Source organism: uncultured Sphingomonas sp. (assembly GCF_913776855.1).
GTDB lineage: Bacteria > Pseudomonadota > Alphaproteobacteria > Sphingomonadales > Sphingomonadaceae > Sphingomonas.
Window position 1 is genome coordinate 1 of sequence record NZ_CAJYQD010000034.1, and the last position, 14,151, is coordinate 14,151.

The 14,151-nt window shown below is 68.7% G+C and carries 11 protein-coding genes and 2 pseudogenes; 8 read left to right on the forward strand and 5 right to left on the reverse strand.

Translation table 11 applies throughout. From position 1 onward, the window contains the following. The 7 genes and pseudogenes from QZ755_RS09760 to QZ755_RS09790 all read left to right on the forward strand — a co-directional run. A pseudogene (locus QZ755_RS09760) lies at window positions 1-233 on the forward strand (methyl-accepting chemotaxis protein); the annotation flags it as partial. Then, the gene (locus tag QZ755_RS09765) at window positions 230-709 is read left to right on the forward strand and encodes a chemotaxis protein CheW (RefSeq protein ID WP_294322329.1); all 480 of its coding nucleotides are present in this window, start codon (window positions 230-232) and stop codon (window positions 707-709) included. The pseudogene QZ755_RS09760 and the gene QZ755_RS09765, both read left to right, overlap by 4 nt. 100 nt (window positions 710-809) lie before the next feature. Further along, window positions 810-2,719, forward strand: a pseudogene (locus tag QZ755_RS09770) (methyl-accepting chemotaxis protein). Window positions 2,720-2,792: 73 nt separating this feature from the next. Next, window positions 2,793-3,641: a protein-glutamate O-methyltransferase CheR gene (locus QZ755_RS09775; RefSeq protein WP_294322331.1), complete on the forward strand. Its 849-nt coding sequence runs from the start codon at window positions 2,793-2,795 to the stop codon at window positions 3,639-3,641. 1 nt (window position 3,642) lies between these two features. Continuing rightward, on the forward strand, window positions 3,643-4,719 hold the full coding sequence (locus QZ755_RS09780; protein WP_294322333.1) for a chemotaxis response regulator protein-glutamate methylesterase: 1,077 nt from the start codon (window positions 3,643-3,645) through the stop codon (window positions 4,717-4,719). A 45-nt stretch (window positions 4,720-4,764) separates the two neighbouring features. Then, entirely contained in the window at window positions 4,765-6,462 is a 1,698-nt protein-coding gene (locus QZ755_RS09785) for a hypothetical protein (protein WP_294322334.1), read from the forward strand. Window positions 6,463-6,518: 56 nt separating this feature from the next. Then, a complete protein-coding gene (locus QZ755_RS09790; RefSeq protein ID WP_294322336.1) occupies window positions 6,519-7,100 on the forward strand; it encodes a biliverdin-producing heme oxygenase in 582 nt (193 codons plus the stop codon). A gap of 209 nt (window positions 7,101-7,309) precedes the next feature. On the opposite strand, the gene QZ755_RS09795 is transcribed toward QZ755_RS09790, so the two are convergent. The 4 genes from QZ755_RS09795 to QZ755_RS09810 are packed head-to-tail and all read right to left on the reverse strand — an operon-like array spanning window position 7,310 to window position 12,113. Further along, window positions 7,310-8,689: a PAS domain-containing sensor histidine kinase gene (locus QZ755_RS09795; protein ID WP_294322338.1), complete on the reverse strand. Its 1,380-nt coding sequence runs from the start codon at window positions 8,687-8,689 to the stop codon at window positions 7,310-7,312. After that, window positions 8,686-9,774: a DUF2336 domain-containing protein gene (locus QZ755_RS09800; RefSeq protein WP_294322340.1), complete on the reverse strand. Its 1,089-nt coding sequence runs from the start codon at window positions 9,772-9,774 to the stop codon at window positions 8,686-8,688. Before QZ755_RS09800 ends, QZ755_RS09795 begins: the two co-directional genes overlap by 4 nt. A gap of 35 nt (window positions 9,775-9,809) precedes the next feature. Continuing rightward, window positions 9,810-10,982 (reverse strand): hypothetical protein, encoded by a 1,173-nt coding sequence (locus QZ755_RS09805; protein ID WP_294322342.1) that lies wholly within the window; start codon window positions 10,980-10,982, stop codon window positions 9,810-9,812. A 9-nt stretch (window positions 10,983-10,991) separates the two neighbouring features. Further along, window positions 10,992-12,113, reverse strand: coding sequence for an anhydro-N-acetylmuramic acid kinase (locus tag QZ755_RS09810; RefSeq protein ID WP_294322343.1), 1,122 nt, complete (start codon window positions 12,111-12,113; stop codon window positions 10,992-10,994). A gap of 100 nt (window positions 12,114-12,213) precedes the next feature. Between QZ755_RS09810 and tyrS the strand changes: the two genes are divergently transcribed. After that, window positions 12,214-13,437, forward strand: a complete 1,224-nt coding sequence (gene tyrS, locus QZ755_RS09815) for a tyrosine--tRNA ligase (RefSeq protein ID WP_294322345.1) — start codon at window positions 12,214-12,216, stop codon at window positions 13,435-13,437. A 152-nt stretch (window positions 13,438-13,589) separates the two neighbouring features. Here the strand turns inward: tyrS and QZ755_RS09820 are convergent, their stop codons facing one another. Then, the gene (locus QZ755_RS09820) at window positions 13,590-14,030 is read right to left on the reverse strand and encodes a DMT family transporter (protein ID WP_294322347.1); all 441 of its coding nucleotides are present in this window, start codon (window positions 14,028-14,030) and stop codon (window positions 13,590-13,592) included. Window positions 14,031-14,151: the final 121 nt, after the last annotated feature.

Sequence of the window (14,151 nt, forward strand, 5' to 3'; positions counted from 1 at the left end):
CCGGACAGGCGAACGAGCTGCAGCAGAGCATCGCGTTCTTCCGCGTCGAACAGACCCACCACGCACGCAGGCCGGCCGCGACGCGCAAGCCGGCGGCCCGTGCCAAGTCCCCCGCCCCCCGCGCGAAGCCCAATTCGATCGCCGACCAGCAGACCCGCGTGCGCGGCTTCGCGCTGGACCTGACGCAGGGCGGCCCGGACGGCGACGACGCCGCCTTTGGAGAAGCAGCATGAACGACAGGGCGCCGATACAGGTTGTGACCTTCGGCATGGGTGAGGAAGTGTTCGCGGTCCCGGTGACCATGGTTCGCGAAATCCTCGACTATCGGCCCGCGTTCCGGGTGCCGGGCGGTCCGGCGTGGATGCTGGGGATCACCGATGTCCGGGGACAGGGCGTGCCGATGATCCACCTGCGGACGCGCCTGGGCCTGCGTGCGGTCGAACCGACGCTGGCGACGCGGGTGCTGATCGTCGACGTCGTGCTGGCCGACCGCATGTTGTCGCTGGGGCTGGTGGTCGACCGGGTGATCGCGGTCGCAACCTTCGAACGGGACCGGTTGGAATCCGCCCCCGACATCGGGCTGCGCTGGCGCTCCGATTATATCGCCGGCGTGGTGCGCGAACCCGACGGCTTCGTGGTGGTGATCGACGCGGCGGAGATATTCTCCAACGACGACGCGGCGATCGCCACCATCGCCCAGGCCGCCTGACCCGATGGCCGCACCGCATCCTGCGGCGGGATGCGGTGCGGCCGGAAATCCGCAAACTGGCCGCCAGTGACAACCAGAAAAGAGGATGCCCAACATGTCGATGCTGTCGCAGTTCAAGCGCTCCTCCCGACCCGCCACGGCGATCGCCGAGATCCACGCGCTGACCCGCTCGATCGCCGCCGGCGATCTGTCGCAGCGCCTGCGCGAGGATGTCGCGACCGATGAGGCGCGCGAGATACTGACGGCGGTCAACGCCCTGCTGGACACCGCGCTCGGCCCGGTCGCGCGGCTGGATGCGGCGATCTACCACGTCCTGGGCGAACATGCGCGCGGCGACATCGACGTCACGCTGGCCCTGGACACCTTTCCCGGCGATGTCGGCCGGATCGCCGGGAGAATGAACCAGCTGGTCGGATCGCATATCGATACCAAGAAGGCGGCGATGGGCTGTATCCGCGAACTGGCCAACGGCCATTTCGATGCGCCGTTCGACCGCCTGCCCGGCAAGAAGGCATTCATCAATGACACGATCGAGACGCTGCGCGGCAACTTGCGAACGTTGATCGCCGAAATGAACCACATGTCGGATGAACATGACCGCGGCGACATCGACGTCGAGGTGCCGGCCGACAAATTCCCCGGCGATTTCCGGGCGATGGCGACCGGCATCAACAAGATGGTCGCCGGCCATATCGCGGTGAAGAAAAAGGCGATGGCCTGTATCAAGGCGTTCGGCGAGGGCGATTTCGACGCGACGCTCGAACCCTTTCCCGGCAAGAAGGCGTTCATCAACGATACCGTCGAAACGCTGCGCCAGAACTTCCGGCACATTTCCGGCGAAATCCAGCGCCTGATCGCCGCGGCCACCGCCGGCAGGCTGAACGAGCGCGGCGACGCGGCGCGGTTCGCCGGTGACTATGCGGCGATGGTCGACGGCATCAACGGGATGCTCGACGCGATCATCCTGCCGATCGCGGAGGGCAATCGCGTCCTCGACCGCGTCAGCACCGGCGACCTGACCAACCGGGTCGAGATCGCGTGCGACGGCGATCATCAGCGGATGAAGGACGCCATCAACCGGCTGGTCGACAATCTGTCGAAGTTCGCAGGCGAAGTCGCCGCGGCGTCCGACCAGGTGGCGTCGGGCAGCCAGCAGCTGTCGTCGTCGTCGGAACAGGTCAGCGAAGGCGCCACCGAACAGGCCGCTTCCGCAGAAGAAGCCTCCGCGTCGATGGAGGAGATGGCCGCCAACATCAAACAGAATGCCGACAATGCCGCGCAGACCGAAAAGATCGCGCGCCAGTCGTCGAAGGATGCCGAAGCCAGCGGCGTGGCGGTCGAACGCGCCGTCACCGCGATGCGGACCATCGCCGAAAAGATCAGCATCGTACAGGAAATCGCACGGCAGACCGACCTGCTGGCGCTGAACGCGGCGGTGGAAGCGGCGCGCGCTGGCGAACATGGTCGCGGCTTCGCGGTCGTGGCGTCGGAAGTCCGCAAGCTCGCCGAACGCAGCCAGAGCGCCGCCGCCGAAATCAACGCGGTATCGTCGGACACGGTCAAGGCGGCCGGACAGGCAGGAGAGATGCTCACGAAGCTGGTCCCCGACATCCGCCGCACCGCCGAACTGGTCGCCGAGATCAGCGCCGCGTGCCGCGAACAGGACATCGGCGCGTCCCAGATCAACCAGGCGCTGCAACAGCTCGACACCGTGACGCAGCAGAACGCATCGGCATCCGAAGAGATTTCGTCGACCGCCGACGAACTGGCGGGCCAGGCCGACGAACTGCAGGCCAGCATCGCCTTCTTCAAGCTGGCCGATGCGGCCTATGCCGCTGCGCCGGTCGCCAAGCGCGCCGTGGTCAAGCCGAAGGGCAAGAAGGCCAAGGTCGCCGTCAAGGCACGGGCAGGCAGCGTAGCCGAACAGCAATCCCGCGTCCGCGGCTTCGCGCTGACCTCTCACAAGGCGGCATCGATGACGAGGACGCCGATTTCGGCCGGGCGGCATAGTCGCCGCCCTGCCCCCATCCCTGCTCCGACGACGTGACCGTCGCTGCCACGCCGATCGATTGGAACCAGTTCGATGTCCGCACTACCCGCGCTTTCTCCCGACGCCGACCGTCTCAGCCCGCATAAATTCGCCAGGCTGTCGGCGCTGATCTTCGACAAGACCGGCATCAAGATGCCGGCAACCAAGGCCACGATGCTGCAGGGTCGGTTGCAGCGGCGGATGCGCGAGGTCGGCATCCGGACGCTGGACGGGTATTGCGACCATCTGTTCGACGGCAGCGCCGATCCCGACGAGATGATCCATCTCATCAACGCGGTGACCACCAACAAGACCGACTTCTTTCGCGAACCCGGCCATTTCGACTTCATGGCGAAGACCGCATTGCCGACCCTGGCCGATAGCGGCCGACGCCGTATCCGGGCGTGGAGCGCGGCCTGTTCGACCGGGGCCGAACCGTACACGATGGCGATGGTGCTGGATCAGTTCGCACAGAAGAGCGGCGTCGACTACGGCATCCTCGCCACCGACATCGACACCGCCGTCCTCGAAACGGCCAGGCGCGGCATCTATCCGGCCGAACTGGTCGAACCGGTGCCCGCGACGCTCAGGCAGCGCTATGTCGCGACGGCGGTCGACCGGCAGTCCAGCCAGGTGCGGATCGTCCCCGCACTACGATCCGCGATCGGTTTCGCCCGGTTGAACCTGATGGATGCCCGCTATCCGGTCGGCGAACCGATGGACATCATCTTCTGCCGCAACGTGCTGATCTATTTCGACAAGGAGACGCAGGAGCGCGTCGTTCGCCGGCTGTGCGACAATCTGCGCCCCGGCGGCTATCTGTTCCTCGGCCATTCGGAATCGATCGCCGGCATGGACCTGCCGGTCCGGACCGCGTCCTACACCGTCTTCACGAAGGACTGACATGGCCAAGATCCGCGTCCTGATCATCGATGACAGTGCAAGCGTCCGCCAGGCGATGACCGCGATCCTGAGCGAAGACCCCGCGATCGAAGTGATCGCCGCCGCCGCCGACCCCTTTGCCGCCGCGCGCCATATCCAGGAGGAGGTGCCCGACGTCATCACGCTGGACGTGGAAATGCCGCGCATGGACGGCGTGACCTTCCTGCGCAAGCTGATGAGCCAGAAGCCCATCCCGGTAGTGATGTGTTCGTCGCTGGTCGAGGAAGGGTCGGAAACGCTGCTCCAGGCGCTGGAGGCCGGCGCGGTCGACGTCATCCTGAAACCGCGCATGGGCGTCGCCGATCACCTGACGGAAGCCAAGATGCGCATCCGCGAGACGGTGAAGGGCGCCGCGCGCGCACGGGTCCGCGGTCGACCGGCGACGGGCCGCACGACCGCACCGGCCGCGAAGCTGACCGCCGATGCCGTGCTGCCCCCGCCCAGCGGCCGCGCGATGAGCCGCACGACCGAGATGGTCGTGTGCATCGGCGCGTCCACCGGCGGGACCGAAGCGCTGCGCGAGGTGCTGGAGGCGCTGCCCGCCAACTCGCCCGGCATCGTCATCGTACAGCATATGCCCGAAAGCTTCACCCGCGCCTTTGCCAAGCGGCTGAACGGCCTGTGCCAAGTCGATGTGAAGGAGGCCGAGGATGGCGATACCGTCATGCGCGGCCATGTCCTGATCGCGCCGGGCGGCCTGCGCCATATGATGCTGGAGCGGCAGGGCGCACGCTATGTCGTCGCGATCAAGGAAGGGCCGCTGGTGTCCCGCCATCGCCCGTCCGTCGACGTGCTGTTCCGCTCCGCCGCGCGCAACGCCGGGTCGAACGCGGTCGGCATCATCATGACCGGCATGGGCGACGACGGCGCGCGCGGCCTACTGGAAATGAAACAGGCGGGCGCCCGCACCTTCGCCCAGGACGAAGCTAGCTCGGTCGTGTTCGGTATGCCCAAGGAAGCCATCGCACGCGGCGCGGCCGACCGGGTGATCCCGCTCGGCGCCATCGCACGCGAATTGTTGCAGGCGACCGCGCGATGACGCGCGCCCCCCGCCCTGCCCACCCATCCGTCCAGGATTGACGCCATGCACCATATCCGCATCGAACCCGACCTTGCGCAAGCGATCGACCTGACCGACCTGAAGCGCACGCTGGCGCTGGTCGCGGCGGGCATGGACGCACGGTTCGTCCGCGCCGGGTCCACGCTGTCGACGGCGATCGAGACGATCGACCGCATCATCACCTCGATCGAGGGGGTGACCGGCGCGCTCGACGAAAGCGTCGCGGGCATCGCCGTGTCCAGCCTGAAATCGGTCGCCGGACAGCTCGATGCGCTGCCAGCGGTACAGGCGGGGCGCGAGGCGGACATGGCCCGGATCGGGTCGGCCTCGCGCGTGCTGCGCGACCATGTGATGGACATGCGACAGGCGCTGCGGGTGCTGCACATCTACGGCATGAACATCAAGATCGCGGCGTCGGGTGAGGCCGCTTTCGTGGGCTTCGTCAACAACATGGGGCAACGTCTTGCCACGGGTGAGGAGCATCTCGAAGGGTTCCTGGCCAAGCTGAAGGAACTGTCGGGCAGCGTCGGCAGCGTGCAGCAGGCCGGGCGCCTGCTCGCCGCCGAAGCGCGCAAGATCCTGCCCGCCGTGCCGGTGCGGCTGACCCGCGACGCCGATGCGCTGCACGCCCATCTGGGCGACGTGGCGTCGATGGCACGACAGGTGGCGGAGATCGCCCGCACCGTGCAGGGCCGCGTCGCCACCATGCTCGGTGCGCTGCAGGTCGGCGACAGCACGCGGCAGCGGCTGGAACATGTCGTCTCCGCGCTACAACTGCTCGACGGCTGTGCCCACAACGTGTCGGCGGCGGCGCATGTCGAGGTCGCCTCGGTAGTCCACCGGCTGCTCGCCGCGCTGCTGGAAACCAGCGCCGCCGATTTCGATCGCGACGCCGCGCTGCTGGTGCAGACGTTGAAGGCGTTGCAGCCCGATACCGCCGCGCTGCTCGACCTGATCGAGGACGATGCCGGCCGCAACGGCCGCCCGTTCCTGATCCAGATCGAGGAAGCGGTCGGCGAGATCGCGGTGATTACCGTCCAGTTGCAGGAAGCCGATCAGCGTTCGGCCGCGATGCTCGGCCTCATCACCGAAACCGTCGACGAACTGACCGGGCGGCTGCAACAGCTCCAGCGCGTGCAGTTCAACGTGCAGGACATCGCGACCAACACCCGGCTGCTGTGCCGCCGCCATGGCGACCTGGGCAAGGCGGTGTCGGTCGTTGCGGGTGAGGTCGATATCTATGCCCATTCGCTGGGCAATGCGATGCGCGGCATCGGCCAGCCGATCCGCGAACTGTCCGACGTCAACGCGCTGCTCGCCGACAAGCGCGGCGCGGAAGGCGAAGGCGACATGGGGGTCAAGCTGTCGCAGGCGCTGGTCGTGATCCGCGAGGGGTGCCAGCGCACCGACCTGGCCGTCCGCGAAGGCGGCGACGATGCGCGGCAGCTGATCGAACTGCTGGCGAACGCGGGGGACGAGATCGGGGCCGAACTGGAACTCGGCGCCACCATGCGGCAGGCGGCCATTGTGCTGTCGGCAACGCCGCCGGTCTATACGCTGTCCGACGAGGCCAGCACCGCGCTGGCCGAGTTGCTGCCGCGCATCTTCGCACTCTACACGATGGCGCAGGAACGTGAGGTCCATGCCGCCAACGTCCCGGCCGCCTTCGCAGTCGCCAGCGCAGTGGCCGAGGAGGATGACGACGACGACGGCCTGTTCTGACGTGTCGGCCGGGCGGCGCGGCTTTGCGCCCCCGGCCAAAGCGGTTAGGGTGGCGGGTGACCATCCTCCCCACCCCCACCCGATCGCAGCGCCTGAAGGCCGCGACCGCGACGATCCATGATACGCTGGACCAGCGGATCATGGCGCTCGATCCCTTTTCCTCGCCCGAGCGCTATGTCCGGTTCCTGCGCGCGCAACAGGCGTTCCACGCCGCCCTCGCACCGCTCTACGCCGCGCCACGGCTCCGCGCGCTGATCCCCGACCTTGCCCGGCGCGACCGGTCGGCGGCGATCGCGGCGGACCTGGCCGACTTGCGCCTTTCCCCGCCGCCCGTTGCCGATGTCGATCCGATCGAACCTTTCGACATGTCGACATCGCTGGGCTGGCTGTACGTGGCTGAGGGATCGTCGCTGGGCGCGGCGTTCCTGCTGAAGGCTGCGCAACGGATCGGCCTGACCACCGACCATGGCGCGCGACACCTTGCCGGCCATCCGGAAGGCCGCGCCGCGCACTGGCGCCGCTTCACCGCGCGGATCGACGCGGCGGAGATGACTGCGCAAGAGGAAGACCGCATGATCGCCGCCGCCCGCGACGCCTTCGCCCGCTTCCGCGCGCTGGCCGACGCGGCATTTGCCTGACCGGTTCAAAGGGGTTGGCGGCGGATAACGCTGAATCCTGACCCGGCCACCTTAAGCCAGACGTCATCCCAGCGCAGGCTGGGATCTCCCCGTGATAGCACGGGACAAGAACCGCTTGAGGCCCCAGCCTTCGCTGGGGCGACGATTCCGGACAGATCGATCAAACATTTGGTACGGCGGTCCCATATCCAAACAACGAACTGGACGCCTCAGCCTGCCGCCATGAACCGCCCCGGCAACAGCAGTACGAACCGCGCCCCCTGCCCCGGCGCGCTGTCGACCAATATGTCGCCGTGCATCGCCCGCGCCAGTCGCCGGGCGATGTAGAGACCAAGGCCGCTACCCCCCGCCTCGGTCGGGTCGACGCGGCCGAACTTGGCGAAGATGCGCTCCTGATCGGTCGCGGCGATGCCCTTGCCCTGATCGGCGACGATCACGCAGGCATCGTCGCCATCGCGCTCCAGCCGGATCCATACCGTGCCGCCGGGCGGCGAATAGCGCACGGCATTGCCGATCAGGTTGACCAGAATCTGCAGCACGCGGCGGAATTCGCCGCTGGCCGGCATCACCTCGTCGAACGACGGCCGGTCGATCCGCACATCGCCCTGCGCCGCGCGCACCGCCAGCAATCCCGCCGCCCGCCTGGCGACATCGGCCAGGTCGAGGTCCTCGATCGTCACCACGAAATCGGCCCGCTCGATCGCCGACAGGTCTTCCAGATCGTCGACCAGCCCCAACAGGTGCCGCCCCGCGCTGGCGATGTCGGCAGCATAGGCGACGTAATCGTCGCGCAGCGGCCCGTCGGTCTGCGCCGACATGCTGTCGGCATTGGCGATGATCCGGCCCAGCGGATCGCGCAGCGCCCGCCCGATCCGCCGGCTGAACCCGTCGGGCAGGTCGGACGCGACCTCTGCCGGATGCGCGACCTCCTGGGCCGACAGGTCGCGCGCCGCGCCATCGAACCCGGCGAACTGCCCGTTCGCATCGACCCGCGGCACCGCCGACAGGCGGACGCGATGCGCCGTGCCGCGGATCGCCGCTTCCTGTCCGTCGAACCACGCCTGCGCCGCCAGCGCGCTCAGCATCGGGAAGCCGCCATCGCCATCGTCGTTGAGCGCGAACAGCCGCGTGATCGGCTGCCCCAGCACCCCCTGCGGATCGAAACCCAGCCGCACGGCAGCATGGTCGGTCACATGGGTCAGGTGCAGCGCCGCATCGGTGGTCCATAGCCAGTCGGCATCGGAGCGCAGAAAATCCGCCTCGCGCCGATGGGCCGGGTCCGCCTCCCACGGCGCGCCGGCCTGCCACCCGCCAACCTCCAGCCGGATACCCAGTTCGTCCGGTTCGGCGCGCACGGTCAGCGCGATATCGTCGTCGCCATCGGCCGCGACGATCGGGCGCGTCAGCGCGATACCCAGCCGTTGGACCAGCCGGACGAGCGCCGCGATCTGCGGTACGGCGATCGGTTGTCCCGGCCCGCCGCCGGCCCGTCGGTTCAGCTCGGCCAGGCGCGGTTCGGCGTCGAGCAACAGCCCGTCCGCCGACAAGCGCCCGATCGCGGGCGGCGCTCCGGGGCGATGCTCGTTCACGCCGCCGATCCCAGCGCCAGCATCGCCGCGTGATAGTCGGTATCCAGCGCCATCGGTGCCAGCGCGATCCGCGCGGCGTCCGGCGTCACCTCCATGATGACGTCGATCCGGTCGGCAAATCCTTCGACGTCGCGCACCGGTTCGGCCTCCGCCAGCGCAAACCCGATCCGCGCGATCGTCGCCCGGTCGACCGCCAGTGCGCGCAGGACGACCCACAATCGTGCGCCATCGGTATCGATTACCAGGTCGCGAACCCGCTCGAACGCCAGCCCGCTCGCCCGCGCGACCAGCGCGGTGAACAGGATCAGCCGCCCGTCGCCGATCGCCCCGGCCAGCAGCGCGGATACCTCGTCACCCTGCGGCTCGATCGCCTGGGCCAGCCGCATGGCGGCGATTTCCAGCGGGACCAGTTCCGCCTGCGGCTCGATCGCCCGGCGCACCGATTCGGCCAGCGCCGCGTCGAGCAGCGCGATCTGTTCACCCGCCCCCGCCATGTCGCGCAGCGCCGCCGCCACCCACCACGCCATGCGCGCGTGCAGCGGCCGGGCCAGTTCGACTGCCGCCGGTATCCCCTCCACCACGCTGCCGCGTCGCGCCTGCGCCGCCAGCATCGCCACCGCAGCGGCGGCGACCAGCCGGTCGCTCGACTGCGCCAGCCGCGCGACCATCGTCGGCCCGTCGCCCGCGACCATCATCGGCAGGCCGTGCGCGATCGCATCCAGCCGGACCCGCGCGAACAATTCGCCGAACAGCGCCGGGTCGCGGAACAGACCGGCCCCGACCACCCGGTCGAACGGCGATCCCGCGATGCGCAGCCCCTGGGCGAGGGCGGCGTGCCCCCGCGCCGTCAGCAACCGGATCGCATGGTCGCGGACTGCGGCATCGACGCCGACGACGGTCGCGCGCATCACCTCGCCCAGCTGCGCGGCGGTACGGTCGTCGATGCGGGCTTCGTCGGGCAGGTGGAAATGATCCGCCGCCGCGCGCAGCCGTCGGTGCCCGGCGCGCTCGGCCGCGGCGACATGGTCCAGCAGCAGGATGGCGGCAGCGCTGGCTTCGCGGGGATCGATCGGGTCGATGGACATGGTTCCGGCTTTAACCTTACCCGGTTAAGGCTAAGCTAAGCCCCGCGCCGCAAAGTTTCGATGGCTTGCGCAAGCGTGACGCCCGCGTGCAGCGCGACCAACGCCAGCCCGATCGTCGATGTTCCGGCAAGGGCGAACGGCGCCAGCAATACCAGCGCCGTCGCCGGCGTCGCGGCCCAGGGCGGGCGGACGGCCGGCGATCGCCGCGCCAGGATCGTCGCGATCACCCCGACCAGCGCCAGAACCCCCGCCGTCCCGGCCTGCACGATCAGCGACTGGACCAGCCCGACGCCCAGGACCCCGGCGATCCCGAAGACATCGACGCCGCGTTCCTGCATCGCGGCATGGCCATCCTCCCCGCGCAGCCAGCCGAGCAGCGACCCCGCCGACAAGATGACCATCGCCAGGAACAGAAGAACCGTCGCCGCACCCGCGCTCCAGAACGGGATCGCGGCCAGCCCGGCGACGCCCAGCACCCCGCCCGCCGCGCCGATCGCCACATCCGGCACCTTGCGCCGTACCAGTAACGGCAGCAGCAGCCGGGACACGGGCGTAAACACGTACCGGTCGATCCAGCCGGTGCGCTGTTCGGCCAGCGACGCCAGCACATCCTTGCTCCGCACCTCCAGCGTCCCCGCGTCGCGCTCCACGCCGTGCCCCGATCGCACCGCCTTGGCCGGCAACAGGACGTGCGACGCCCGCGCCTGCGTCGCGACGCGCAGCAGCGTCGACTGGAAATCATATTCGCGCGGCAGGCGGGCGGCATCGTCCAGCCGATCGATCGACAGCGTGGCGACTCCGGCCCAGCAATGCTCGGCATCGACCCGCTCGACCGAGGTCGCGTCGCCGGTCGGCGTCACCAGCAACGTATCGGTCGGCTCCAGCGCCATCCCCTCGACCACCGCGTCGGTCGTGACGAGGCCATCGGCCAGTGCGACGATGGTCGCCAGCGGATGGACCTTCGCCTTCGCCTCCTCCGCCGATCGCACGATATCGACCGTCGCGCCGCGCCGCCCGATCCGGTTGACCGCCGCCGCCAGCGCCGGCGTCACCCGCCCGACCGCGACCAGCAATTGTCCGACCCCGGCCGCGACCAGCAGCCGCGCCTGATATTCGATCAGGGTCATGCCGCCAAAGGGCAGGGTCGCCGCCAGCACGCCGGGCTGGTGTTCGGCTTCTTCGGTCGCGAAAATCAGGCCGGTCAGCATTTCCGGCCGTTAGGCGCTGACAAGCCGCAGCGCCAGCCCCGACCGCTGCGCCGGGTACAACACGCCGCCGGTCAACGGCGCCGCCACGCCGGTCGTGCCGGGAAAGGTGATCGGCAGCCCCTTCAGCGACCGTACCGCCAGATAGGCGAAGCCCTCGGCCTCCAGCGCGTCGCCGTCCCATCCGATCGCGTCGCTGGGTTCGGTGGTCACCCCGCACCGTTCGCCGATCATTCGCAGCATGACGGGATTGAGCCGCCCGCCGCCGCCGACCAACAACCGCGTCGGCCGGGCCGGCAACTGGTCGATCGCCTCGGCAACGCAGGCGGCGGTGAACGCGGTCAGCGTCGCCGCCCCGTCCGCCGCCGACAGCCCGCGCGCCGGCTGGATGGTGAAGTCGTGCCGGTCGAGCGATTTGGGGTGCGGCAGTGCGAAGAACGGATGGTCGAGCATCGCGGTCAGCACCGTCTCGTCCACCTGCCCGCTTGCCGCCAGCGCGCCGCCTTCGTCATAGCGCGCGCCGCTCTGCGCCTCGACCCAGCTGTCGACCAAGCCGTTGGCCGGGCCGGTATCGAAGGCGATCAGCGCGCCGTCCTCGCCGACATAGGTGATGTTGCCGACCCCGCCCAGGTTCAGCACCGCCACCGGCTTGTCCATCCCCGCCGCCCGTGCCGCGTGATAGGCGGGCAGCAGCGGCGCGCCCTGCCCGCCCGCCTTCACGTCCGCCACGCGCAGCGCTGCGACGACATCGATGCCCGTCGCCGCCGCCAGCGCCGCGCCATCGCCCAGCTGCCACGTCCAGCCCTTGTCCGGGCGATGCGCCACCGTCTGTCCGTGATAGCCGATGACGTCGACCGCCCGCGCCTCCACGCCCGCCTTATCCAGCAGCGCGGCGACGGCGGCGGCATGGGTACGGGTCAGCAGCTCCTCCGCCCGCTCGATCAGCGGATGCTCGCCCGGATCGTCCAGCAGGAGCGCCAGTTCGGTCGCGGCAGCCAGGATCGCGCGGTCCTCGTCGCTGTACGGCGTGCCGACGAACGCGATCGGCCGCACTTCCCCCTCGCCATCGGTCTCGATCAATGCCGCGTCGATCCCGTCGAGCGAGGTTCCAGACATCAGGCCGATCGCAAGCAAGGGGCATCTCCGCGCAAATGGATACGCTCAATATCGCCTGAACCGTGCCAAAGTCGAGATACGTGGACTTCGGGACGCCCGCGACGCTAAGGGAACGCGCATGGCATACACGTCCGACCTGCTCACCACCCTGTCCGAACGGGGCTATATCCATCAGCTGACCGATGCCGCCGGCCTCGACGCGCTGGCGAGCAAGCAGGTCGTGCCCGGCTATATTGGGTTCGATCCGACCGCGCCGTCACTGCATGTCGGCAGCCTGGTGCAGATCATGCTGCTGCGCCGGATGCAGCAGACCGGGCACAAGCCGATTGTGCTGATGGGTGGCGGCACCGGCAAGATCGGCGATCCGAGCTTCAAGGACGAAGCGCGCAAGCTGCTGGCCGAGGACGGCATTTCGGCGAACGTCGCATCGATCAAGCGCATCTTCGAACGCTTCCTGACGTTTGGCGACGGCGCGTCGGACGCGGTGATGGTCGACAATGCCGACTGGCTCGACCAGCTCGAATATATCCCGTTCCTGCGGGAGGTCGGCCAGCATTTCTCGGTCAACCGGATGCTGTCGTTCGATTCGGTCAAGCTGCGCATCGACCGCGAACAATCGCTGTCGTTCCTCGAATTCAACTACATGATCCTGCAGGCCTACGACTTCCGCGAATTGTCGCAGCGGCACGGCTGCCGTCTGCAGATGGGCGGCAGCGATCAGTGGGGCAATATCGTCAACGGTATCGAACTGTCGCGCCGGATGGACGGGACCGAGGTGTACGGCGTCACCACCCCGCTCATCACCACGGCCGATGGCGGCAAGATGGGCAAAACCATGTCGGGCGCGGTGTGGCTGCACGAGGATCAGCTGCCGCATTTCGATTACTGGCAGTTCTGGCGCAACACCGACGACCGCGACGTCGGCCGCTTCCTGCGCCTGTTCACCGACCTTCCGCTGGACGAGATCGCCCGGCTGGAAGCGTTGCAGGGCGCCGAGATCAATGGGGCGAAGAAGATCCTCGCCAACGAAGCCACCGCCATGTGTCGCGGTGCCGATGCCGCGGCGCAAGCCGCCGAAACCGCGCGCCGCACCTTCGAGGAAGGATCGGCCGGCGACACGCTGCCGACCTTCGCGGTGGCGGGCGGCATCACCGTCGTCGACGCGCTGGTGGCCCTCGGCCTAGCCGCGTCGAAGGGCGAGGCCCGCCGGCTCATCAAGGGCGGCGGCGCGCGCGTCGATGGCGAGAAGGTCGTCGACGAAGCGCAACTGATCGCTGTGGAGGCGCCGGTGCGGGTCTCGGCGGGCAAGAAGCATCACGGGCTGCTGACCCCGGCGGAGTAAGCCACCCCCTTCCCCACGCACCCCGTTCAGTTCGAGCAGCTTCGAGCGAAGTCGAGAAGCATCCGTCGAGAACCCGGTCGTTTGGGGCAATCCTTCTCGACTACGGTTCTCGACAGGCTCGAAGCAAACGGAGTGCGTGGAATTGGAGCAGCCTATCCCCGCCGCACCAGCACCGCCCCTACCAGCACCAGCGCGACCCCGACCAGCCGCAACCCGCTGATCGGCGCGCGCGGCAACCCGATCAGCCCGAACCGGTCGATCACCAGCGCCGCGACCAGCTGCGTCGCGATCATGATCGTCAGCATCGACGCCAGCCCGAGACGCGGCGCGGCAAAGGCGGCGGCCGACACGAAGAACGCGCCGTAAGCCCCGCCGAGGAACATCCACGGCCGCGCCTCGCGCAAATTCGCCAGCGGCGTCCGGTCGGCGATCAGCCAGACCCCGACCAGGATCATCGTCCCCACCGCGAACGACACCAAAGCCGCCAGCAACACCGACCCGATGCTCCGTCCCAGCGCCGCGTTGGTCGGCGGCTGCACGGCAAGGCCGATACCACCCAGCAGGGCGACGATGAGGGGAGCGAGCGCGTTCATGGGCAAGGCGCTATCGGTCGCGACGTTCGCAAGCAACCTCCGTCATTCCGGCGAAAGCCGGAATCCATGGATGGGGTGAGGTCACACCGCTATCGCAAACACCCGACACAATGGATTCCGG